The sequence below is a fragment of the Azospirillum brasilense genome (genome assembly GCF_001315015.1).
Classification (GTDB): domain Bacteria; phylum Pseudomonadota; class Alphaproteobacteria; order Azospirillales; family Azospirillaceae; genus Azospirillum; species Azospirillum brasilense.
In genome coordinates, this window is sequence record NZ_CP012915.1 from 865232 (window position 1) to 888527 (window position 23296).

Sequence of the window (23296 nt, forward strand, 5' to 3'; positions counted from 1 at the left end):
GGCGGTCAGGCGTAAAGCAGCCACTGCCGCAGCAGAGCGGTAACCGCCTGGGGCTGCTCCATGGCCGACAGATGGCCGCAATCCTCGATCAGCGCGAGGCGAGCATGGGGGATGCCCTCGGCCATCTCCTCATGCAGCGCCAAAGGCGTGATGGCGTCCTGCCGCCCGCACAGCACCAGCGTCGGGCAGGCGATGGCCCCCAGCCCGGGCCGGCTGTCAGGGCGGTTCATGATCGCGGTCTGCTCGCGGATATAGCCGTCCGCCCCGACCCGCTGGGCTTGGGCCTGAACCGAGTCGACCAGAGCGGGATCCGCGCTTCGGTCGGGATGAACCAGGCGTGGCATGCCGGCGGCCACCACCTGCCGCAGCCGCCCCTGCCCCACCAGGCGCACGGCATCCTGGCGCGTGGCGGTCTGCTCGGGCGTGTCGGGGCGGGCGCTCGTGTCGAGCAGGGCGAGCTTGGCCACCCGCTCCGGCGCCTGCCGCAGAATCTCGAAGGCGACGTAACCTCCCATCGACAGGCCGGCGAGCGCGAATCGCTCGGGCGCCTGCGTCAGCACCGCGGCAGCGAGGGTAGCCACCGAGTCGTGACCGGTCAGGTCGCCGACGATCGGCTCGGCCACATCGGCCAGATGGCCGGTCTGGTGCTCCCACAGCGCGGCGTCCAGCGGCATGCCGGGCAGCAGAATCAGGGGAATCCGGTCGCTCATCGCTCGTCCTCTCTTCCTCTGGCTGTTTCGTTCCGTTCAGCGAATCAAATCCAGCACCGCTTTGAAGGCCGGAATGTCCGACCGTTCCATCCATTCGAACAAGACCATTTCGGTGCTGACAATGGTTGCCCCGGCGGCACGCATGCGGGCGATGCCCAACTCCGCGTTGGCGGGAACGCGCGACGACACGGCGTCGGCCACCAGCACCACCTCGAACCCCAGCCCGACCAGCGACAGTGCGGTCTGCATCACGCAGACATGGGCCTCCGACCCGGCCAGCACGATCTGCCGGCGGCCAATCCGCTCCAGTCGCTCCAGAAAGGCCGGCTCCCGCGCGGCGGAGAAGCTGATCTTCTCAACCACCCCGTCCGGCGGCAGCAGGGCGCGCAGGGAGGCGGCGGTCGGGCCAAGCCCCTTGGGATACTGTTCGGTAGCGAAAGCCGGCACGCCGAGCAGGGCTGCGCCCTTCAGCAACGTGGCGGCGTTGCGCTCCACCCGCGCGGACTCGGCGATGGCCGGCATCAGTTTTTCCTGGATATCGACCACCACCAGGACGGAACGTTCGGAGGACAGAAGCATCTGAGGGCTGCCTTTTTTCTTGGTCCGGTTCAAGCGGAGGACAAGGCCGAAACCGACCCTTCCAGCGCCACGAACCCCGGATTTCCGCGGTTTCCGCGTCCTTTTCGCAGCCTAGCCGAGCGGATGCGGAACGCCAAGCGGCCCATCCGGAGCCGCGCAATGCGCGATTCCATCACAAGGTCTATTGACAGCGCCCTTTGACTTCATATTCTGCCGCACCATCTACTCGTCGGGCCGTACCGGCACGATTTTCGCACTCCAGACAGAAACAGGTTGGATGCTCTTTTCGGAACTTGGGCTTGGACCTGACGTCCTGCGGGCAATCGAGGACAAGGGTTACACCCAGCCGACGCCAATTCAGGAACAGGCCATTCCCTGGGTCCTGCAAGGCCGCGACGTGCTCGGCTGCGCGCAAACCGGCACCGGGAAGACGGCCAGCTTCACCTTGCCGATGATCAGCATTCTGGCGTCGGGCCGGGCACGGGCGCGCATGCCCCGTTCGCTCATCCTGGAGCCGACTCGAGAGCTGGCGGCGCAGGTCGCCGAAAGCTTCGAGACCTACGGCAAGCACCACAAGCTCAGCATGGCGCTCCTGATCGGCGGCGAAACCTTCACCGAGCAGGTGAAGCGGCTGGACCGCGGGGTGGACGTGCTGATCGCGACGCCGGGCCGTCTGATCGACCTGTTCGAGCGCGGCAACATCATGCTCAACGACATCAAGGTCTTCGTCATCGACGAAGCGGACCGGATGCTCGATATGGGCTTCATCCCGGACATCGAGCGGATCGTCAGCAAGCTGCCCAAGCTGCGCCAGACGCTGTTCTTCTCCGCCACCATGCCGCCGGAGATCCGCCGTCTCGCTGACGCCTTCCTGTCGAACCCGAAGGAAGTGACCGTCGCCCCGCCGGCCTCGCCGTCGGAGACGGTGACCCAGGCCATGGTCCTGGTGCACGAGGAGGACAAGCGCAAGGCGCTGCGCCACCTGCTGCGCACCGAGGACGTCAAGAACGCCTTCATCTTCTGCAACCGCAAGCGCGACGTCGCCATCCTGCAGAAGTCGCTGGAGAGCCATGGCTTCAACGCCGGCGCGCTGCACGGAGACATGGTGCAGTCAAAGCGGACGGAGACGCTGGAAGCCTTCAAGAAGGGGGAGATCACGCTGCTCGTCTGTTCCGACGTGGCGGCGCGCGGCCTGGATGTGCAGGGACTTAGCCACGTCTTCAATTTCGATGTGCCGGTCAGCGCGGAAGACTATGTCCACCGTATCGGACGCACCGGCCGGGCTGGCCGCATGGGCCGCGCCTTCACGCTGGCCAGCCCATTGGACGGCAAGCAGGTTTCGGCCATCGGCCGTCTCATCAAGCGGGAGATTCCGTTGATCGCCATTGACGGCCTCGAGTCGGCCGAGTTCCTCAGTGAGGACGAGGCGCGCCGTGGCCGCAGCCGGGGGCGTGGCAAGGACAAGGAGCGCGGTGACCGCGCGCCGCGCGCCGAGCGCGCGGAACGTCCTGACCGCGAGGAACGGGCGCCCCGTGAGGAGCGTCAGGCCCGCGACGATCGTCAACCGCGTGAGGATCGGCCGAGCCGCGACGAGCGCCCGGTGCGCGAGGACCGGCAGCCCCGTGAGGAACGCCAGCCGCGCGAATCGCTGGCCGCCACCGAAAGCCGCCGCCAGGAGCCCCGCCGGGATCGTGACCGCGACCGCCGCCGCCGCCGCGATGAGGACGAGGACGACACACCCGTGATCGGCTTCGGCGACCACATGCCGGCCTTCATGCTCCGCTCCGCGCGGCGCCCGGCCCCGATCGAGTCCACCGAGCAATCCTCGCAGGAGGGCTGAGCGCCATGCAGACCATCTTCGTCATGGTCAAATGCGAACTGGGCAAAGCCTATCAGGTGGCCGATCAGGCCGTTCAGGACATCGAGCAGGTATCGGAGGTGCACTCCATCTCCGGTCAGTACGATCTGCTGATGAAGTGCTACCTGCCCCAGGATCTGGACATCGGCCGATTCGTGACCGAAAACATCCAGACCCTGACCGGGGTGCGCGACACCTTCACCCTCATTGCCTACAAGGCCTTCGCCTAGGCGTTCGACGGGTGTGGAAAGCGTCTCGAAGAGGCGCAGACCAAGCACAAAAAGGGGACGTCCGTCAGTCGCGGCCGATCCCCTTTTTCATGACTCCGCCTTACGGCAACAGGCGTTGGACAATTCACGAGACGCGCCGCGAAACCGTTGACTTGGCCGGTTGGTTACCTCAAACGTTCCGCATGTCCCAGCTCCCGTCCCGACATGCCCGGCGCGCCCGCGCCACCAGCCCGAAGATGCACCGCCCGTTGGACCGCCGGTCGCTGGTCCTGCGGTCCGGCATCGTCGCCCTGATGGCCGCCTGCGGCATCGTCCTGGCCGATCTGGCCGACGCGCAGCAGCCTCCCCCTCCGACGCCGCAGGCGAACGCCGCGCCGCCCGCCGGACCGGACCAGGGCGGACGGCTCGAAGTCGTCGCTCCATCGCCGGGACCGGCCCAAGGGAAGCCGCAGGACCCACCGGTCCTTCTGGGAGCGGACACGGTCACCTTCGACGAGGCGAACAGCCTCGTGACGGCGTCCGGCAACGTGGAACTGTCGCAAGGTGCGCGGACCGTCCATGCCGACACGATCACGTACAACCAGCAGACCAAGGTGGTCATCGCCTCCGGCAACGTCCGTCTGGTCGAGCCGTCGGGCGACATCCTGTTCTCCAACTACGCGGAACTGACCGACGACATGCGCGACGCGTTCGTCGAGAACGTCCGCGTGCTGATGACCGACAACAGCCGCATGGCCGGCACCGAGGGCGAGCGGCGCGGCGGACGCCTGATCCGCCTGAACCGCGCCGTCTACAGTCCCTGCGAGCTTTGCCAGACCGATCCGACCCGCGCGCCGGTCTGGCAGATCCGCGCCGCCCGCGTGGTGCAGGACAACGAGGATCACGAGGTCCGCTACCGCGACGCCTTCATGGAGATGTTTGGCGTTCCGTTCTTCTACACGCCCTATCTTTCCCATCCCGATCCCACGGTGGACCGGCGCTCCGGCTTCCTGACGCCCAGCTTCCGGAACAACTCGAATCTCGGTTTCGGTGTGATCTCCCACTACTACTGGGACATTGCGCCGGATCAGGACGCGACCTTCGACGTCGGCGGCTATTCCAACCAGGGTGTGTTCCTGGGCGGCCAGTACCGCAAGCGCTTCGAGAACGGACGGCTGCAGCTCGACGTGTCGGGAACGCAGGGCGAAATTCCCAATGGCACGCTGAGGGGTGCCGACGATAGGCGCTGGCGCGGTCATGCCTTCGCCACCGGTCTGTTCGATATCGACGAGACATGGCGCTGGGGCTTCAATTTGAAGCGAGCCAGCGACGAGCTGTATCTGCGCCGCTACTTCAACATCCGTGACGAGGTGCTGACCAGCCGGGCCTTCGTCGAAGGCTTCAACGGCCGCAACTACGCGGCGGTCAACGCCTACGGCTTCCAGGATCTGCGCTGGGGCAATCCGGTGCAGGAACCCTACGTGCTTCCCGAGGCGCGCTACAATGCGCTGGGCGAGCCGGGCAGCCTGATGGGCGGGCGCTGGTCTCTGGACAGCAGCCTTCTGGCGATCGCACGGCCGGGCAGTGGCGGCCCCGACACACAGCGTATGGCCGTGCAGCCCGGTTGGCAGCGCGACATCTATTCCAATCTGGGTTTCGTCACCACGGTCGAGGGCAGCGTCCTGCTGGCCGGCTACACCGCCCAGCGGTTCGATCCGAACGATCCGGCCGGCGGGACCGGCAACGACAGCGTCCAGCGCCTGCGCTTCTTCCCGCAGGCCACGACCACGGTCCGCTACCCCTTCGTCCGCTATGGCGAGAACAATTTCCAGACCATCGAGCCCATCGGACAGGTCAGCGTATCGCCGAAGGTGGACAACGATCCTGCCTTCCCGAACGAGGATAGCCTCGACGTCGAGTTCGACGAGGTCAATCTGCTGATGCCCAACCGCTTCACCGGCATCGACCGGCTGGACGGCGGCCTTCGCGCCACCTACGGACTGCGCACGACGTTCCAGGGCTACAAGACCGGTTCGGCAAGCCTGTTCGTCGGCCAGAGCTTCCGCGCCGACGATACGGAGAACTTCCGTGGCGGGTCGGGCCTCGACAAGAAATCCTCGGATTACGTCGGCCGCCTCGATCTGCGCCCGGCGGACTGGCTCGACCTGAACTACGGCTTCCGCATCGACCACGACACGCTGAAACCGCGCCGCCATTCGGTCAACGCAGCGGCTGGCGTGCCGCTGTTGCGGCTCTACAGCACCTACACCTACGTCGACCAGACGGAGAATCCCTACGTCGTGGAACGGAACGAGGTCGAACAGGCAAGCCTCACCCTGGCCTCGCAATTCTCGCAACACTGGTCGCTCAGCCTGTCCCATTCCCAGGCGTTCCGCCCCGATGCGGGTCCGCGCTCCAGCGCGGGTGTGCTCCGCTATCAGGATGAATGCCTGATTTTCGAGACCATCGCCCAGCGCGACTACACCACCATCCAGAACGGCGAGCAGGAAGGAAACACCATCTTCTTCCGCTTCGTGTTCAAGAATGTGGGCGAGTTCCGCACGCCGGGCATCAGCGCCGGATTCCTCGGCCCGTCCGGAGCCAGCAACTGACCTGAAAGGGCTTTTCCTGCCAAGGTCAAGGGGTTGCATCGGACGGCCGATCTGGGTAGCCATAGCACCCTCTTCTTCCGCTCGGGTTTTCTGCACATGGCCTTGGGACGCTACGACTACGAACGCCGCTATCGCCGCCGCTTCTGGGCGGGGTTCGCGAAGTTCGGTCTGTTCGCCGCCGTTCTCCTCGGTGTCGGTCTGTTCGCCTACCAGATGGGCATCGAGCAGTTGAAGGGCCGCGACGTCACGTTGCGGGAAGAGATATCCACCCTGTCGCGGCAGAAGGCGGAGTTGGAACTGCTGGCCAGCCAGATGCAGCACGCCGCCCGCACGGCCGAGGCCCGCGCGGTGGAACTGGAAGCCAGGCTCCAGCGCGAGGTGCCCTCGGGCGATCTTGCACGGTTGACGGGCTTGGTGTCGGAGCGGTTGAAAGGCGGCATGGACCCCAACCGCCTCGCCTTCGTGATCGCCCAAGTTCAGGCGGTTCGCAACTGCCAGCCGGCGGAAACCAAGCGCTTCGCGCTGGCCACCCCCCTCCTGAAGTCGGGAAACCGCAGCACCAGCTTCAACAACGGCGCGGTGACCGTCAGCGGTGAGGGCCAGTCGTCGCGCAACGCGCAGGGCAACGCCGAGAGCTGGTTCGACCCGGCGCAGCCGGTGACCATCAAGATCGCCGGCATGGGCGGCAAGGAGACGGTCGCCAAGGGCGTTCTGCCGCTCCACCAGACGGTGGTGATCGACAACACCGAGTACCGCTTCACCTTCGCGCCCGGCGCCCGCTCCTTCGTGGACGTGACCGCCGACCGCTGTCCCTTCCCTTAACTCTCGTCCGGGATGATGAACGGACGCGGCGGCTTGCCAGCCGCACGGATGTCCCACATCGTCGCGTAGGCGCGCTCCAGGGCGCGGGCGAAGCGGTCGGTGTCGAACAACGGCGCGCGGGCCCGCTCCGCGGCGAGGCGCGCCTTCAACCGGGCGAGGCCGTCCGGATCGCGAGACAACCGCAAAGCGGAGGCCTCGTAATCGGCGAGCGAACGGGCGGCCAGTTCGGGCAGGCCGGCGGCGCGCAGCAGGCTCGTCCCGACGCGGGACGCGAACCCTTCCCCTGTCACCGTCAGCACCGGCAGACCCGCCCACAGCGCATCGCTGGCCGTGGTGTGGGCGCCAACCGGCGTGGTGTCCAGGAACAGATCGGCCAGACGATAGCGCGCCAGATGCTCCGCCGGAGGGCGCCGGGGCGCGAAGATGAGCCGGCCCTCGGCCACGCCACGGCGCGCCGCTTCCCGCCGCAGATTCTCGCTCGCCTCCGGATGGCTGTCGAGCAGCCACAGCACGCTGTCCGGTACGTCCCGCAGCAGGCGGCACCACAGCTTGAACAGGACCGGCGTGATCTTGTACGCGGCATTGAAGCAGCAGAAAACCGTGCCCCGCTCCGGCAGGCCGCACGCCGCGCGGGACGGGGCCGGACCGATCGGCCGGCTTCGGTCGTTGGGCTGGTAACAGACCGGAAGCTGAACGATCCGCTCCGCATAGAAGGGCTGATGGTCGAACGGCGTGACCAAAGGGTCGCCGATCACGTAATCGATGAATCCGGCGCCCATCGTTCCCGGATAGCCCAGCCACTGCGCCTGCACGGGGGCGGGCCGATGGGCGGCGATCTCCGGCCGGGCGTGCTGGGTGTAGCCCTTGAGGTCCACCAGGATGTCGACGCCGTCCGCCCGGATGCGCGCCGCCGCGTCGGCGTGGGAACAGGCGGTGAGGTCCACAAAGCGGTCGAAGGCGGCGGTCAGCCGGCGCCGCATCGGACCGCCGTCGTCCGGGCCATAGCTGTAGCCGATGACCTCCACCCGATCCCGATCATGACGCTCGATCAGTTCAGCGATGAGGGCGGCGGTGGCGTGCTCGTGATAGTCCGCGGATAGGTAGCCGACGCGCAGGCGACCGCGCGGTCCGGCATCGAGCTGGGTCGGCATGGCTGCAATGCTCCGCGCCCGCCACTCCGCATAGCCGCGGGCGCAGGCCAACTCCATCGTCGGTCCGGCGCCTTCGCCAAGGAATATCCAGGGGTGGACCTGCCGCGTCCTGCCGCCACCCACCAGAGCGGCCAGTTGCGCGGAGCGCTCCGCCAGCCCGTCCCAGCGGCAGAGATGACGCATCTGCTGAACGAGCTGCGCGAGCACGCCGCCCACGTCCGGCAAGCCGAGCGCCAGGGCGCGTTCGAAAGACGGCAGGCTGTCCGCGAGGCGCCCGGCCTCCTTCACCACCAAACCGAGATTCGCATGGGCCTCGGCCAGATCGGGGCGAAGCGCCAAGGCGTTGCGGTAGCAATGGGCGGCGGCCTCCGGCTGACCGCGTTCCTGCACCGCCGTGCCGAGATTGAGCCATCCGGGAACCAGCGTGGGGTCGAGCGACACGGCCCGGCGCAACGCCGTCTCCGCCGCCTCGCGGTGGCCCAACGCGCGGAGCAGGACACCCTGGTTGCAGGGGGCTGCGGCGAAGCGCGGCATCAGCCGCGCGGCCTCGCCATAGGCGTCCGCCGCCTCCGCGGTGCGGCCCAACGCCTGAAGCGTCAGGCCAAAGTTGAAATGGTTGCCGCCGAAATCCGGGAGCCAGGACAGGGCGGCGCGGTGGTGCGCCTCGGCCTCCACCGCCCGCCCCTGCCGCCGCAGCGCCTCGCCGTAGGCGGAGCGGGCCACCGCCTCCTCCGGCGTGCCGGACTCGCCCAGCGCGTCGAGCGCGCCGAACAGCCCGGCCAGAGCCGCGGAATCGCCGGGCTTGGCGGCCAGAACCGCCCGGCATTCCCTGATCCGGGCGCGGAAGTCGGCGGTCATGCCCGCGGGTGACCTACTTGCGGACCCAGCGCCCGCCCGACAGCACATACTGGCCTGCGGGGGTCCGCTCGATCAGCTGCTTCCCGGCCAGGGCTTGGACCTGATCCACCGAGGTGCCGTTGCTTCCCGCGATCTCGCGATAGCGGGCAAGACGCTGGGCGTTGACCTGCTCGGCGAGTTGGGCGGCGGCGGCCGGCGCTCCAGGGACCGCCCCGACCAGCCCGTCCGGCCGTTCACCGATCTGCCCGGCGGCCTTGGCGGCGCCCAGAGCATCCTGGGCCGGCGCCATCGTGGGAACCGACAGGGCAAGCGCCAGGACCAGCCCGGCGGCGGCAAACATGCGCATCATGGCTTTTTCCCTCCCTTCGCGCCGCTGTCCGAAGGCAGTCCGAACAGGGCCGGATCGTCCGCGATGGCCTTTTCCAGGTCGCGTTCGACCTTCACCCGGACTTCCTGTTCGATCCGGATGTTCAGGTTGATCTCGATGGGCTTGTCGGGCGCCTCGACCTTGACGGTCGGGGTGCAGGCGCCCATTCCGGCCCCCAACCCGGCGATCAGTGCGGCGGTCAGGACGCGCCGGCTTCGAACCGTGTGTCTCATGGATTCTTTCGTTGGAACTCCGTCATGCGATCACGCACCGTCTCGGGAATGCGGTAAGTGTCCAGGCTCTGCCGCAGGATCCGGTCGAGCGCGCCGCTCACCTTAAGGTTAAGCGCGACCGGATAGCCATCGTAGAATGCCGGATTGGACCCACGGATGGCGATGCCGACCGCCAGTTCTCCGCCAGCCTGCCCATCCACGGTGGCGCTCAGCGTGTCATAGCGGAAATCGGTCAGCGCACCCATCAGCAGGGCGGTCGGGCTTCCCTCCTCCCCCTTCAGGAAGCCGGGTGGATTCTCGGGATCGTAGCGCAGCGTGCCGGGACCGTCGGCCTCCAGCAGCCCACCGTCCAGATGGACGGAGTCCGCTCCGATGCGCACCGGCAGGCGCCCGCTGACCGTTCCGCTCGCCTCCAGCCCGTCCACCGCGACCATCGCCAGCATAGGGCCGAGATGGACTCGCTCCGCCCGCAGCGTGACCGTCCCCCGCGGCGCCGCCGGGTCGATGGCGAACGGGTCCGCCCGCAGCACACCGCCGGCCCAATGCCATTCGGCGCGCTCCACGCTCAGCCGGCCCTTCGCCCCATAACCGAAGCGGAGGGTGCCATCGGTCAACGGCAACCCGACGTCGAGCAGCTTCACCGCCAGCGTCTGACCGGGCGCGATCACCGGGGGAAGCAGGCTGGGAAAGGACAGAACCCCGTTGATCCCGCTGGCGGCGACCGGCCCGAATTGCCCGGCGAGGTCAGCGAGCAGCAGGTCCCCCTGGGCCTTCAGCGCCGCGCCGTCCCAGGTGAGCCGGGCCTTGGCGGTCAGGGTGCCCACCGTCTCGGCGATCGTGCCGGCGCCCGTCCAATGGGTGAGGACCGGCAACCCTTTGGCCGGGGCGGTCAGCGTCGCCTGCCCGCGGTGGGTGGCGCCGTCGCGTGTCATGGTCAGGCGCAGCGTCCCGCCGGCCGTGCCCCGCGGTGTCGCCAACGTCACCGCGGAGTCGCCGAGCTGGATGGTGTCGATGGGAAGCACGACGTTTCCGCCGCCCGCCGCGCCGCCGTTGCCTCCCGCACCGGCGGAGCCGGTCAATGGATAGCCGGCGATGCGCAGGACGCCGTCCTTGGCCACGTCCAGCCTCAGGCGGACGTCCGCAAGATCCAGGCGTTCGATTCGCCCCTCCAGAAGGGCGTCCGTCGGATGACGGATGGTGAGCGTTCCGCCGACCGTGCCTTGCCGGTCCAGGCGGACCACGGCGCTGGTCTGCTCCACCGACAGGTCGGTCACCGTCACGGCGGCGTCCGGGAAGCCGGCGCGGCGCAGCGCCTGCGTGGCGGCGGTGCCGGCCAGATCGGTCCGGTGCTGGACGGCGAGGGCGACCGCGCCACCGATCAGCACCAGCTTCACCAGCACCAGCCATCGTCTCAACCGCCGCACGCTTTGCTGCCGCACGCCCCACCCCTCGCCGTCCAGATTGCCATCGGTCTCTTTCGGGTATGAACACCCGAAAGGCAGTCTATCGTTCATCGCGGCCGGGGCGCGACCGTGCAGCGTTGGGACAATGATGAGCCGGCGGCGGAAACGGATGGAAAAGGCGCCGATGAAGGCAGCCCCGCAGGGCGTCTTTGCATCGGCGCCGGTTTCCCCTATGGTCGCGTCCGCGGAATCGGCACATCGGAGTGTTTCGCATGTTGCGGTGGACGCGCATTCTCATGGCGGCACTGTTCGCCACATTCATCTTCGCTCAGGGGGAGGCCAAGGCCTTGGATCCGGAAAACACCCTCTACCTCGACCTCAAGGACGGCCGCGTGGTCATCGAACTGCGCCCCGACCTGGCACCGAACCACGTCGCCCGCATCAAGGAGCTGACCCGTCAGGGCTTCTACAACGGCGTCGTCTTCCACCGCGTGATCGACGGCTTCATGGCCCAGACCGGCGATCCGACCGGCACCGGCACCGGCGGCTCCGGCAAGAAGCTGAAGGCTGAGTTCAGCAACGAGCCGCACGTCCGCGGTACGCTGTCGATGGCCCGCACGCCGGACCCGGACAGCGCCGACAGCCAGTTCTTCATCTGCTTCGCCCCGGCCTCGTTCCTGGACAAGCAGTACACCGTCTGGGGCAAGGTCGTCGAAGGCATGGAGTTCGTCGACAAGATCAAGAAGGGCAGCCAGTCCCGCAACGGTCAGGTCAGCGACCCGGACAAGATCGTCAAGATGCAGGTTGCCGCCGACGCCAAGTAACGGCGGCGGGGAAAGGATCGCCGATCGCGGCGGTCCTGTTCAGGTGATTGGGGCGGTGAAACCGCGCACCGCCCCGTTTCCCGCCCCATTCCTGCGGGTCGTCACGGCCCGTTGATCGCCCCGGTCAGCGCCACCAGGAGATCCCGCATGCTGCGGGGCCGGTCCTGCCAGCGCATCGAGAGGCCGCTCAGCAACACCTTCTCGAACCCGGGCGGCACCGTGGCGCCGCCTTCGGCCAGACGGGGCACCCGGTCGTTCATGAAGCGGCTGGTGGCGTCGGGCGGTGTCTTTCCGGTCAGCGCATAGTAGACGGTGGCGCACAGCGCGTAGACGTCCGTCCAAGGCCCCTGCTTTCCGTCCGGCGCGTACTGTTCGGGCGGCGCGTAGCCTGGCTTCAGGATCACCGTCAAATCGGCGCTCTTGCCCGCGGCGTGGCGCGCAGCGCCGAAATCCAGCAGCTTGCGGTCGCCAGCGCTGGTCAGGAAAATATTGTCCGGGCTGATGTCACGGTGGATCAGTCCTTGCTCGTGCACGGCGTGCAGCGCCTTGATGATCGGCGACAGCAGGGACAGCGTCGGGCGCGCCGCGATCCGTCCACCATTCTCGGAGACATGCCGCTTCAGGGTCCGCCCGTCGAGAAGCTCCATGACGAGATAGGCGGTCTCGTTCTCCTCGAAGAAGTCCTGGACGCTGACGATCTCCTTGACCTCCCGCAGGCGGGCGAGCATCCGCGCCTCCTCCAGGAACTTCGCCAGCCCGGTGGAGAAGCTCGCCGCGTGCTCGTCCGAGAAGGGGGCGATCCCCGGCGATCCGGCGACGCGGGACACCAGATTGGCGGGGTAGAATTCCTTCACCGCGACCTTGATCTGAAGCCGTTCGTCCCAGCCCAGATAGGTGGCGCCGAAGCCCCCCTGCCCCAGGACGCGGCCCACCAGATAGCGTCCCAGAAGCCGCGTTCCCGGAAGCAGATGGACCCCGTTGCGGTTCTGCACACGGACCGGGTAGCCGCAATCCCGGCACACTTCGCGCGGGGCCTTCGGCACGAAGCAGGCCGGGCAAAGGCCCGACGCGGCGGCGCCGACCAACGGCGCCTCCATCATCACGGCGGCGGCGCTCACCGGAAGGGCGATGCTGCGGACCGGCGGAGCCACGACGGTGGGAAGCCCCGTCGCCCCGCAAGGCTCGAAGGCCGACCGCGCCGCCATCCGGTCACGCAGGGGCGACGGCTTGGCCGGCGGCAGTTGCATCTGGTTCAGACGATCGAGCAGCTCGTACAGGCGGCGGACCTCCGCCTGCGCGATGTCGTCGCTCTGGGCGCCGGCCAGCTCGGCCTGGAACTGCGGCTGGCGGGCCGTCTCCAGAATGTGCTGGCGAAGGACCGAAAGCGCCCCGTCGTCTCCAATCAGACCGGAACAGGCGAGTTCCGCAAGGCGAATGATGCGGCGGCGCGGCAGCGGTTCGATCTGGCGCAGCCGCTGAACAAGCCGGCCCCGCCGGGCGAAGTCATCGACCACCGAATCCGCGCGGGCGGCGATCCGTTCCCGATCGTGCTCCGCCAGCGCCGAACCGCGAATGGCCTCCACTGCACCGGACAGGGCCTGCCGCACCAGCGCCGTGTCGGGCGTCTGGAGCACCATGTTCTCCACCAGCAGCTCGTTCTTCAGCGCGGCGTCCAGCGCGTCCACGATCTCGCCCATGTGCCGCTCCGCAGCGGGCACCGTGGAGACAGCGGCCAGATAATGGATTCGGCAGATCAGGTCCGGCTGCATTTCGCTGAGCCCCACGATGGAACGCCGGTAGGCGCTCGCCCCACCCTGTTCCAATCGGCGGGAGTAGCGGACGGTCAACGCGTCGGCCATGGCCGCCCCGCCGGTCAGCCCTGCCGGGGTCAGCAAATGCCCCATCAGCGCGCGGAGCAGGTCGGCTTCCTGTTCCGCCGTGCCACGCCCGAGCGTCTGCGGCGCGCGAAGCTGGCGCCGGATGCGCTCCAGCACCATGTCGCGGGCGGCGGGCAAGCGCCCCTGGCGGAACAGGCCGTTGAGAACGCCCAACCGGTTCGGCCCAAACACCTCCATCGGCACGCGCCCGAACAGAAGGTCGCACAACCCCACCAGCGGCGAGCCGCCGGCCGACGTGCTTCCGAACAGTTCCTGCGTCGCGGCGGGCGAGGCCAGCACGTCGCCGATCACCTCGTCCAGCACGGCGGACAGGGCATCCTGCCGTTCCGCCGGAAACAGCTGGATCAGAGCGTCAAGCTTCAACGCCCAGGTCCGGCATTCCTCAAGCTCCAGGCAGACCGCCGCACGCAGATCGAATCCCGCATCGCCGGTGGGCGATTTTCCCGGCGCGCTCCGCAGGATGGAATCGATAAGGGCGCGCCCCCGCCCCAACCCGGTGAAGGCGAGTTGGGCGGCACGGGCCTTCGCCACGGTTTCGGAAAGCGCGTTGTCCAGCGCACGGCGACGGGCCTTGGCATCCTGGCCGGGAAGGCGGGCCTGCACCGTGGCGACCCGGCCAAGGGCGGCCTCCATCAGCGTGGCCTTGGCCTGAAGCGCCTTCAGATGCCGGCTGCTGTGGATCAACTCCGTCGGGGTCAGCACGAGGCTGTCGAGATGCGGACGCAGGACGATGCCGATAACGGTCCGCGCCGGCCCGCCATGGTGATCGGCGAGCGTCTGGCACAGCACCGCCTCGTCGAGCGTGCCGGCGGGGCCGGGTGCCCCTGCGGAGGCGGGCGTCCTTGAAGCGGGCATTGACACGGGCAGCCTATGGGCGGGATCGGCGTGGCGGCGGATGGCGTGGACAGTCGGCCATAATCCGCGCGGTCCGGTAAACAGCCGGTATACGCCGGCCGAAATGACCGAACGGTGCGGTTGCACGACGGCGGAGGATGTTTGCGCAAAGGTGTTGCAAGGGGCCATAGGGCGTGGGCCATGGCACACTTTTGCGCGCAGTCCCGCCCTTCCCTTCCCCTGCGGGCTGTGCGATACCCGAACCGATACCGGCGCCCAACCACCGCCGGCAGGAGATCCGGATGGAACAGGTCGAGTTGGACCAGGGAATCGACGCCCAAACCCTCACGCTGCATCGCAGCGCGGCGAACGGCTCCCTGGAATGCACGCTGTGCCCACAACGCGGCGGCGTCGTTGCCCGCCTCGCCTGGCACGGCGCGGACGGAACGATCGACCTCCTGCGCCCGGCCTCCGACTGGGCGTTGCGCCACGGCTCGGCCAACGACATGGGCTGCTTCCCGCTTGTGCCCTTTTCCAACCGGATCGGTGGGGGGCAATTCAGCTTCGACGGGCGACAGGTGCGGCTTCCGCTCGACGGAGACGGCAACCCGCATGTCATCCACGGCCATGGCTGGCGCGCCGCCTGGACGGTCGAGGAGGCTGCCGAATCGGCCGTGCGCATGGTTTTCCGGCACCCTGCCGACGCCTGGCCCTGGCGCTACCGCGCAATGCAGACCGTGGTGCTGGAGGAGGATGGGGCCATCCTGACCCTCTCCCTCGTCAACGAGGACGACACGCCGATGCCCGCCGGGATCGGGCTGCACCCCTATTTCCCGAAGCCGCCGGGCACCCGCCTGACCGCCCGGGTCGACGGCGTCTGGCTGAACGGACCGACCATCCTTCCGGTGGAGCGCGCCGCGGTGCCGCCCCGCTGGGCCTTCACGGACGGGATCGTCATGGACCGGACCGTTCTCGACAACGGCTTCACCGGCTGGGACGGGGCGGCGGCGCTGGATTGGCCGACGATCAACCGTCGATTGTCGATCGAGACCGAAGGACCGTTCGGCCATCTCATCGTCTATGCCCCACCCGGCGAGGATTATCTCTGCGTCGAGCCGGTGTCCCACATGACCGACGCGGTCAATCACCCGGAGCAACCGGACACCGGTCTGCGCCGTCTCGAACCGGGCGAGGAACTGAGCGGCACCATGCGCTTGCGCCTGAAAACACTCACGCGTTAAACGCTTGCCCGTTAACGCTGCCCGTTGAGAGCCGGTCCGCGGCGTCAGCGGCAGCGGACGAAGGTGGCGCCGAACGCCGGCGGGTCCAGCGTCAGGAACAGACGGTCCAGCCGCGGCGCCTCGGCGGCGTCCAGGCGCAGCACGCCTTCTGGCAGCCCCTCTTCCCCGCCGAAGGACAAACCTTCCGTCAGATCGCCCTCGCCGGGCGCCAGCGGACCTTCCAGCGGAAAAGCTGCGATGCGCGGGTCGTGCAGGCTGAAGGCGCCGTCGTTGGTGATCTCCAGGTAGGAGGTCCGGCAATCGTCGATCGGCGTCCGGGTGGCCGGATCGGCCTTGGCCCAGCGACCAGTCAGGGCCGGCAGGTCCACCGTGCGCTTCGCCGGGGTCGGCTTGGCCTGGCCTTGACCGCTGGGCTGAACCGGGCGTTGCGGGGCGGACGTGGTGACAGTCAGAGGCTCATCCACCAGCGGGGCACGGCGGGCGGCCAGTTCCGATTCGAGCGCCTTGGTGCGGTCGACCATCTGACGTGTCAGACAGGCGGCGCGGTCCTTGTTCTTCTTCGGGTCGGCGAGATCGACCTCCGCGACCGGACAGGCGGCGTCCCGCCGTTGGAGCCAGGCGCGCTGGCCGGCGGCGACGGCTTCCTCGCCAGCCTTCCCGGCCTCGTCGGCCAGCGCACGCAACGCCGAATCGAGCTTGTCGGCGGCCCCCGCCAGAGACGCGTCACGGCACAGCAGGAGCGCGACCGGAGTCTCCCCGGCGCAGTCCGCAGGCTTGGCAGCCTCTCCGCTGGTGTCCGCCGCCATGACCGTGCCGGCCATCAGCATGCCCGCCAGAAGAATCGCTGCCCGCATCGCACACATCCCTTACGCCGGAAACGCTTCCAGGACGGCTTTCACCTGCCGCTGGAAATCCTGGTCGCTGCGATAGCGCGTCAGGACCGTCTTGTCACGCTGAACGAGGAAAAAGATGTCCTCGCGGCTGGGCAGGGAGCGCGGATTGGGCTTGTCCAGCAGGTCCCCGTTCCAACCGATCCGCGCCATGAAATAGACGGCACGGGAATTCAGCATGAACAGCTTGTTGTCAGGCGCCATTTTCTCCCGGCGCAGTAGGGCGTAAAGATAATAGTTTCGCCCATGAAAATAATTGACGTAGATCGACTGCAGAGCGGCAAAGCGTTCTTCAGGGCTCGTGTATTTCTTGATCTGCCGCTCCAGCTTGAATCCTGCGAAAAAATACTCTCGCGCCTCGTTCTCGAACGAGAAGGCGGAGCCGCGGATTTGCGTGAGTTGCTCGCCATACTTGCGCAGAACGCGCCCCATCAGCAGTTCGAGGAACCGCCGCTCCGCGACGAGGTCATCCGAGGTCTGCAGGATCAGCTCGAAGACATGGCGCAGGTGATAGGGGTGCCGCACCACGATGATCGGAACGCTGGACGCCTTGCGCTTTTCCGGCCCTCCCCGCTCCCCCAGCACGGTCACCGACGGAGATACCGAGGCGACCACCGAGGAAATTGTGTCCTGGATCTTCCAGCGCCGCTTCACCTGCGCGGATTGCTTGCCGATGTGGAAGCGCGCGAAACGGCGCTGCCACCGGCTGCGCCACGTTTCCTTGGGCGCCTTGTGCGTCGGCAGATTGCTGACAACCAGCGGGTTGCCGAGCACGTCGGGCGGCGGCGGCAGCGGGTTGAAGTTGAAGTATTTTCCGGTGACGACGCCGCGCGTGGCGCCGCCGGGCGCTCCATCGCCCGCCGAAGCACCGCCACCCGTGGACAGGCCCGCCAGCGTCGCCATTCCCGATGCACACTCTGCCTGCGTCGTTCCCGTCCGACGGAAGGCCGGCGGACAGAGATAGGCTTTTATAAAGCGGTCCGGGCGGCGATGAAAGGCGCAACCGGTCCAATATGCATCTGCTTGTTTTTTGTGCAACCAGTTCGTGCCGCGATTGCGAAGGCGCTCTGGTCTGCGCGAACTCTTCGATGGTACTATGCCCGCTCCGTGCGGCGGAGAGCCGCAGGGGACCGGCCAGCGCAGACAACGGGTGGAACTTCATGGCGATCCACGTCGCTCTCAACCACAAGACCGTTTACCGTTACGACCGTTTGGTCAATCTGGGGCCACAGATCATCCGGCTCCGCCCGGCTCCCCACTGCCGCACCCCGATCCTCAGCTATTCGCTGCGCGTCACCCCCAAGCATCATTTCCTGAACTGGCAGCAGGACCCGCAGTCCAACTACCAGGCCCGCTTCGTCTTTCCGGAAAAGACCCGCGAGTTCATCATCGAGGTCGATCTCGTCGCGGAGATCGCGGCCATCAACCCCTTCGATTTCTTCCTGGAGGAGAAGGCCCAGACCATCCCCTTCGCCTACGAGCCTTGGCTGGAGCGCGAGCTGCGCCCTTATCTGGAGGTGGAGGAGCCAGGGCCGCTGCTGGCCGACTACATGACCGGCATTTCGCGTGAGCCGGCGGCATCCATCAACTTCCTGGTGGACATCAATCAGCGGCTCCAGACGGACATCGGCTACGTCATCCGCCTGGAGCCCGGCATCCAGACCTGCGAGGAGACGCTGGGCAAGCGCACCGGCTCCTGCCGCGATTCGGCGTGGCTTCTGGTGCAGATCCTGCGCAACCTCGGTCTGGCCGCGCGGTTCGTCTCCGGCTACCTGATCCAGCTCACCGCCGACCAGAAGGCGCTCGACGGCCCGTCCGGTCCCGAAGAAGACTTCACCGACCTGCACGCCTGGACCGAAGTCTTCCTGCCCGGCGCCGGCTGGGTCGGCCTCGACCCCACCTCCGGCCTGCTGGCCGGCGAGGGGCACATCCCGCTGGCCTGCACGCCGGATGCCTCCTCCGCCGCGCCGATCTCCGGCCTCATCGACGAGTGCGAGGTGGAGTTCGGGCACGAGATGTCGGTCACCCGCATCTATGAGGCGCCGCGCGTCACAAAGCCCTACACCCCCCGGCAATGGACGGAAATCGAGGCGCTGGGCCACCGCATCGACGAGGAACTGACCGCCGGCGACGTCCGCCTGACCATGGGCGGCGAGCCGACCTTCGTGTCGATCGACGACATGGACGGGGCGGAGTGGAACACCACGGCGCTCGGCCCCAACAAGCGCAAGATGGCCGCCGACCTCGTGCACCGGCTGGCCAACCGCTTCGCGCCGGGCGGGCTGCTGCATTTCGGCCAGGGCAAATGGTATCCCGGCGAATCGCTGCCGCGCTGGGCGATGACCGTCTACTGGCGCCGCGACGGCGAGGCGCTGTGGGCGAACAGCGACCTGCTGGCCCGCGAGGACACCGATTACGGCCATACGGCGGAGGACGCCGGTGCCTTCCTGGTCAGCTTGGCGAAGAAGCTGGGGCTGGATCCGGCGCTGGTGCTGGCCGCCTACGAGGACCCCTGGCACTACCTGCGCCGCGAATCGCTGCTGCCGGTCAACGTCGATCCGCTGGACAGCAAGCTGGAGGACAAGGAGGAGCGGGCGCGCCTCGCCCACGTCTTCACCCGCGGCCTGAACGAGCCGGTGGGCTTCGCCCTGCCGATCAACCGCAAGATGACCCAGCAGGGGCCGGTGTGGCTGTCCAGCGCGTGGCCGCTGCGCCAGGAACGGCTGCTGCTGATGCCGGGCGACAGCCCGGTCGGCTACCGCCTGCCGCTCGGTTCGCTGCCCTGGGTGGCGCCGCAGGACTATCCCTATTCCTGGGAGACCGACCCGTTCGAGGAGCGGGCGCCGCTGCCGCCGAACCGGGTGCCGCTGCGCCAGCACGCGCTTCGCGAGGAGGCCGGACGCCAGGACGGGCGGAACGAGCGCGTCCAGCGCGCCATGGCCGAAGTGCGCAGCGAGATGCCGGAGCACGGCAAGTCCGCTTGGTGGGTGGTCCGCACCGCCCTGACCTGCGAGGCGCGCAACGGGCGCATCCACCTGTTCATGCCGCCGATGAACACGCTGGAGGATTATCTGGCGATGCTGGCGGAGATCGAGGCGACGGCGCTCGAACTGGACATGCCGGTGGTGATCGAAGGCTACCAGCCGCCGAAGGACCCGCGCCTGAACTCGCTGGCCGTCACCCCCGACCCCGGCGTGATCGAGGTGAACATCCATCCCTCCCACAATTGGGACGAGCTGGTCCGCAACACGCTGGAGCTTTACGAGGACGCCCGCCAGTCCCGGCTGGGCGCCGAGAAGTTCATGATCGACGGGCGCCACTGCGGCACCGGCGGCGGCAACCATGTTGTGATGGGCGGCGCCACCGCGGCGGACAGCCCCTTCCTGCGGCGGCCCGACATGCTGCGCAGCCTGATCGCCTTCTGGCAGAACCACCCGTCGCTGTCCTATGCCTTCTCCGGCCTGTTCATCGGCCCGACCAGCCAGGCGCCACGCGTGGACGAGGCCCGCGACGACGCGCTCTACGAGCTGGAGATCGCCTTCAACCAGATCGACAAGGCCGCCGCGACGGGCGATTGCCCGCCCTGGATGGTCGACCGCGTTCTGCGCAACCTGCTGACCGACGTGCAGGGCAACACCCACCGGGCCGAGTTCTGCATCGACAAGCTCTATTCCCCGGACAGCTCCACCGGGCGCCTCGGGCTGGTCGAGTTCCGCGCCTTCGAGATGCCGCCCCACGCGGAGATGAGCCTGACCCAGCAGCTTCTGCTGCGCGCCCTGGTCGCGCGCTTCTGGAAGGCCCCCTACAAGGGCAAGCTGGTGCGCTGGGGGACGGAGCTGCACGACCGCTTCATGCTGCCCTATTTCGTGCAGCAGGATCTGGCGGACGTCATCGCCGACCTGCGCGATCACGGCTATCCCATCGAGGAGCGCTGGTTCGACCCGCACATGAACTTCCGCTTCCCGATCTACGGCCACGTCAACCAGCGCGGCATCTCGCTGGAGCTGCGCATGGCGCTGGAACCATGGAACGTGCTGGGCGAGGAGCCGGGCGGCGGCGGCACCGTGCGCTACGTGGACAGCTCGGTCGAGCGGGTGCAGGTGCGGGTCGCCGGCCTGACCGACGCGCGCTACGCCATCACCTGCAACGGCCGCCGCGTGCCGCTGATCCCAACCGGGACGGAGGGCGAGTTCGTCGCCGGCGTGCGGTACCGGGCGTGGCAGCCGCCCTCCTGTCTGCACCCGACGATCCCGGTGCACACGCCGCTGGTCTTCGACATCCTCGACCTGTGGGCGGGCCGCTCCATCGGCGGATGCACCTATCACGTCATGCATCCGGGCGGGCGCAACTACGACACTTTCCCGGTCAACGCCAACGAGGCGGAGGGGCGGCGCCTCGCCCGCTTCTTCCCCTTCGGCCACACCCCGGGCCCGATGGACGCCCCGACGGAGGAACGCAACCCGCAATTCCCCATGACACTGGATCTGCGTCGGGGGTGAGAGGCCGATTCGTGCGCGCGCGTTGCGTGAGTTGACCTCAACCTCATCCATCCGTAGGCATAATTCCTGGCAATACACGTCTAAAGGCGTCTATGACCACAACGAAACCAGCTTTAAGGAGAGTTCCTCCGGTTTAATTATCCTTATGGTTGTTATCCGGATTAGCTTCTGACCGATGTCCGTCGGCCTGCCGCCGATATCCTTCAGGAGCGAAAGGGATGAAAGCCAGCCTGCTTACCGTCGTGGCGGGGTCCGTGCTGCTCGGCGCTTGTGCCGAGAAGCCGCCGGAGCCGCCGCGGCCCGTTCCCGTCAGCCTGCCGCAGAAGATCGGCGACTACTGGTACCTGGACCAGAACTGGACCGACGCTGAGCGCCAGTGGTACTACAGCACCACCCAGGGCTCGCAGATCATGCCCTACGAGTGGTTCATGGCCCTGCCGGACTCGTCGCTGACCACACCGCTGGAGCAAAGCTATTTCCATCAGGATCTGACGCGCTACGGCTATCTGGCGGCGAGCAAGAGCGGCTGGAGCGACGGCGTGCTGCCAGTCGGCTTCATCAAGGACACCGACCCGAAGGACGGCGCCGCCTGGATGGGCCTGACCTGCGCGGCCTGCCACACCGGCGACTGGCGCGTCGGCGACAAGACCATGCGCATCGACGGCTCTGCCACCACCGGTGACCTGTATGGCCTGATCAGCGGCATCTCGGACGCGGTGAAATACACGCTGGGCAACACGGCCGCCTTCGACGTGTTCTCCCACCGCGTCCTCGGTCCCTACGCCACCGACGCGCAACGCGTGGACCTGCACGGGAAGTTGGCCACCTTCCACAAGGAGTTCGCGACCTTCGTCGCCGACAGCACCCCGGCGTCGCCGTGGGGTCCGATGCGCACCGACGCGTTCCAGATGATCTTCAACCGGGTCGGCGCCATCGACCTGAAGATCCCGTCCAACAGCGTCCACCCCAACGCGCCGGTCAGCTTCCCCTACCTGTGGGACGCCTCCAAGCAACCGAAGGCCCAATGGAACGGGGCGGTGCCGAACGGCGATCGCCTGACCGCGCTTGCCCGCAACGCCGGAGAGGTTCTGGGCGTGTTCGGCAAGGCCGCGCTGAAGGCCCCGCCCAGCAAGGATCAGTACTATTACAACTCCACCGTCCGGGCGAAAAACCTGATCTGGATGGAGGAGCTGGTGCGCGAGCTGCGGTCGCCCGTGTGGCCGGATTCGATCGCCGGCAAGGTGGACATTGTCAAGGCCTCGGCCGGTGAGTCGATCTACAAGGACAATTGCGAGAGCTGCCACAAGGTCCTGCCGCGTGACATGACCTTCACCGACACGCCGATCCAGATGATCCCGCTGTTCAACTGGGCAGACAAGCGGCCGGAGACGGTGGTCGATGTCTTCACCAAGACCATCTGCGACCCGGCGAAGGGAATCCCCGCCGCCGTCAAGGCGGGCTATATCTCCGTTGCCTATGAATCCGATCCAACCATGGCGGTGGACGCCGCCTGCCGCTTCCTGAAGACCGGCCCGATCGAGGGCGTGGTCATGCCGCCGATCATCGGCACGGCGCTGAAGAAGGACGATCTGGCGGTCAACGTGCTGGCCAACGCCGTGACCGGCTCGCTGATCGGCACGATCATCCACGACCGGACGGTCGCCTCGCTGCTGCTGGACACCAGTTGGACGGGCGCCAAGGACGTGCGGACCCCGACCCCGTGGGATGATCCCCCGGTGTGGAAAACGGAGACCGGAGCCGCCTCAGCCTCCCTCCCGCAGCCATCCGTGCTGGTCAAGGACACCCGCGTCTTCACCAGGCCGGTCAAGGGCAAGCCTGTTGACGAGGCCGCCCAGGCCCTGCTGCGCAGACTGAAGGAGCGGACGTCCCCGTCGAGCGAGCTGGCCTCCACCGCTGCCGCGACGAACCTCACGACCGAGCCGACGCAGGCTGTCAAGGACGCCGAGGCCAAGGCGACCAAGGCTCTGGCCGAACTGATCCAGAGCATCCTGGCCTATAAGGCCCGTCCGCTGGACGGCGTGTGGGCGACGGCACCGTACATGCACAACGGTTCGGTCCCGAACCTGTACGAGATGCTGCTCCCGGCCTCGCAGCGTTCGGCGACGTTCCGCCTGGGGACGCACTCCTTCGAACCGCACAAGGTCGGCGTGGACCAGAGCGCAAACGACAACACCTTCACCTTCGACACCGCCAAGCCCGGCAATCACAACACCGGTCACGAATTTGGCGCGTCGCTGACCGACGAACAGCGCTGGCAGTTGCTTGAGTATCTGAAGACCCTGTGAGG

Annotated in this window: 17 protein-coding genes; 8 read left to right on the top strand and 9 right to left on the bottom strand. The window is 67.7% G+C overall.

The window, feature by feature from the left end; all coding sequences use genetic code 11:
* Positions 1-5 precede the first annotated feature (5 nt).
* Together AMK58_RS17700 and AMK58_RS17705 are read right to left on the bottom strand one after the other, a co-directional pair.
* On the bottom strand, positions 6-710 hold the full coding sequence (locus tag AMK58_RS17700) for an alpha/beta fold hydrolase (protein ID WP_035679280.1): 705 nt from the start codon (positions 708-710) through the stop codon (positions 6-8).
* A gap of 36 nt (positions 711-746) precedes the next feature.
* Positions 747-1289, bottom strand: coding sequence for a hydrolase (locus AMK58_RS17705; RefSeq protein ID WP_035679279.1), 543 nt, complete (start codon positions 1287-1289; stop codon positions 747-749).
* A gap of 277 nt (positions 1290-1566) precedes the next feature.
* On the opposite strand from AMK58_RS17705, the gene AMK58_RS17710 reads away from it, so the two are divergent.
* The 4 genes from AMK58_RS17710 to AMK58_RS17725 all read left to right on the top strand — a co-directional run bounded on the left by AMK58_RS17710 (position 1567) and on the right by AMK58_RS17725 (position 6790).
* On the top strand, positions 1567-3129 hold the full coding sequence (locus tag AMK58_RS17710; RefSeq protein WP_035679278.1) for a DEAD/DEAH box helicase: 1563 nt from the start codon (positions 1567-1569) through the stop codon (positions 3127-3129).
* Between the two features lie 5 nt (positions 3130-3134).
* Entirely contained in the window at positions 3135-3377 is a 243-nt protein-coding gene (locus AMK58_RS17715; RefSeq protein WP_014198771.1) for an Lrp/AsnC ligand binding domain-containing protein, read from the top strand.
* Between the two features lie 182 nt (positions 3378-3559).
* Entirely contained in the window at positions 3560-5968 is a 2409-nt protein-coding gene (locus tag AMK58_RS17720) for an LPS-assembly protein LptD (protein WP_035679275.1), read from the top strand.
* A gap of 96 nt (positions 5969-6064) precedes the next feature.
* Entirely contained in the window at positions 6065-6790 is a 726-nt protein-coding gene (locus AMK58_RS17725) for a hypothetical protein (protein WP_035679274.1), read from the top strand.
* Here the strand turns inward: AMK58_RS17725 and AMK58_RS17730 are convergent.
* From AMK58_RS17730 to AMK58_RS17745, 4 genes are read right to left on the bottom strand one after another with little or no spacing between them, the layout of a single operon-like run.
* A complete protein-coding gene (locus AMK58_RS17730) occupies positions 6787-8799 on the bottom strand; it encodes an O-linked N-acetylglucosamine transferase, SPINDLY family protein (RefSeq protein ID WP_059399243.1) in 2013 nt (670 codons plus the stop codon). The genes AMK58_RS17725 and AMK58_RS17730 overlap by 4 nt on opposite strands.
* Positions 8800-8812: 13 nt before the next feature.
* Entirely contained in the window at positions 8813-9148 is a 336-nt protein-coding gene (locus tag AMK58_RS17735; RefSeq protein ID WP_051140645.1) for a YdbL family probable chaperone protein, read from the bottom strand.
* Positions 9145-9399: a YnbE family lipoprotein gene (locus AMK58_RS17740; RefSeq protein ID WP_051140644.1), complete on the bottom strand. Its 255-nt coding sequence runs from the start codon at positions 9397-9399 to the stop codon at positions 9145-9147. Before AMK58_RS17740 ends, AMK58_RS17735 begins: the two co-directional genes overlap by 4 nt.
* Positions 9396-10838, bottom strand: coding sequence for an intermembrane phospholipid transport YdbH family protein (locus tag AMK58_RS17745; RefSeq protein WP_079284961.1), 1443 nt, complete (start codon positions 10836-10838; stop codon positions 9396-9398). Before AMK58_RS17745 ends, AMK58_RS17740 begins: the two co-directional genes overlap by 4 nt.
* Before the next feature lie 260 nt (positions 10839-11098).
* On the opposite strand from AMK58_RS17745, the gene AMK58_RS17750 reads away from it, so the two are divergent.
* The gene (locus AMK58_RS17750) at positions 11099-11626 is read left to right on the top strand and encodes a peptidylprolyl isomerase (RefSeq protein WP_051140648.1); all 528 of its coding nucleotides are present in this window, start codon (positions 11099-11101) and stop codon (positions 11624-11626) included.
* Between the two features lie 101 nt (positions 11627-11727).
* Here AMK58_RS17750 and AMK58_RS17755 read toward each other — a convergent pair whose 3' ends face one another.
* Positions 11728-14379 carry a serine/threonine-protein kinase gene (locus AMK58_RS17755; protein WP_035679247.1) on the bottom strand — a complete coding sequence of 884 codons (2652 nt, stop codon included), beginning with the start codon at positions 14377-14379 and terminating at the stop codon, positions 11728-11730.
* A 281-nt stretch (positions 14380-14660) separates the two neighbouring features.
* Here AMK58_RS17755 and AMK58_RS17760 point away from each other — a divergent pair, with 281 nt between their 5' ends.
* Complete coding sequence (locus tag AMK58_RS17760) at positions 14661-15599, top strand: aldose 1-epimerase (RefSeq protein WP_079284962.1); 939 nt, start codon at positions 14661-14663, stop codon at positions 15597-15599.
* A gap of 44 nt (positions 15600-15643) precedes the next feature.
* Here the strand turns inward: AMK58_RS17760 and AMK58_RS17765 are convergent, their stop codons facing one another.
* Both AMK58_RS17765 and AMK58_RS17770 read right to left on the bottom strand, forming a co-directional pair.
* Positions 15644-16453, bottom strand: a complete 810-nt coding sequence (locus tag AMK58_RS17765; protein ID WP_035679246.1) for a lysozyme inhibitor LprI family protein — start codon at positions 16451-16453, stop codon at positions 15644-15646.
* Between the two features lie 12 nt (positions 16454-16465).
* On the bottom strand, positions 16466-17392 hold the full coding sequence (locus AMK58_RS17770; protein ID WP_035679245.1) for a hypothetical protein: 927 nt from the start codon (positions 17390-17392) through the stop codon (positions 16466-16468).
* Positions 17393-17649: 257 nt separating this feature from the next.
* On the opposite strand from AMK58_RS17770, the gene AMK58_RS17775 reads away from it, so the two are divergent.
* Positions 17650-20988: a transglutaminase family protein gene (locus AMK58_RS17775; protein ID WP_035679244.1), complete on the top strand. Its 3339-nt coding sequence runs from the start codon at positions 17650-17652 to the stop codon at positions 20986-20988.
* Positions 20989-21206: 218 nt separating this feature from the next.
* Positions 21207-23294 (top strand): di-heme-cytochrome C peroxidase, encoded by a 2088-nt coding sequence (locus AMK58_RS17780; protein ID WP_059399244.1) that lies wholly within the window; start codon positions 21207-21209, stop codon positions 23292-23294.
* The last annotated feature ends 2 nt before the right edge of the window (positions 23295-23296 follow it).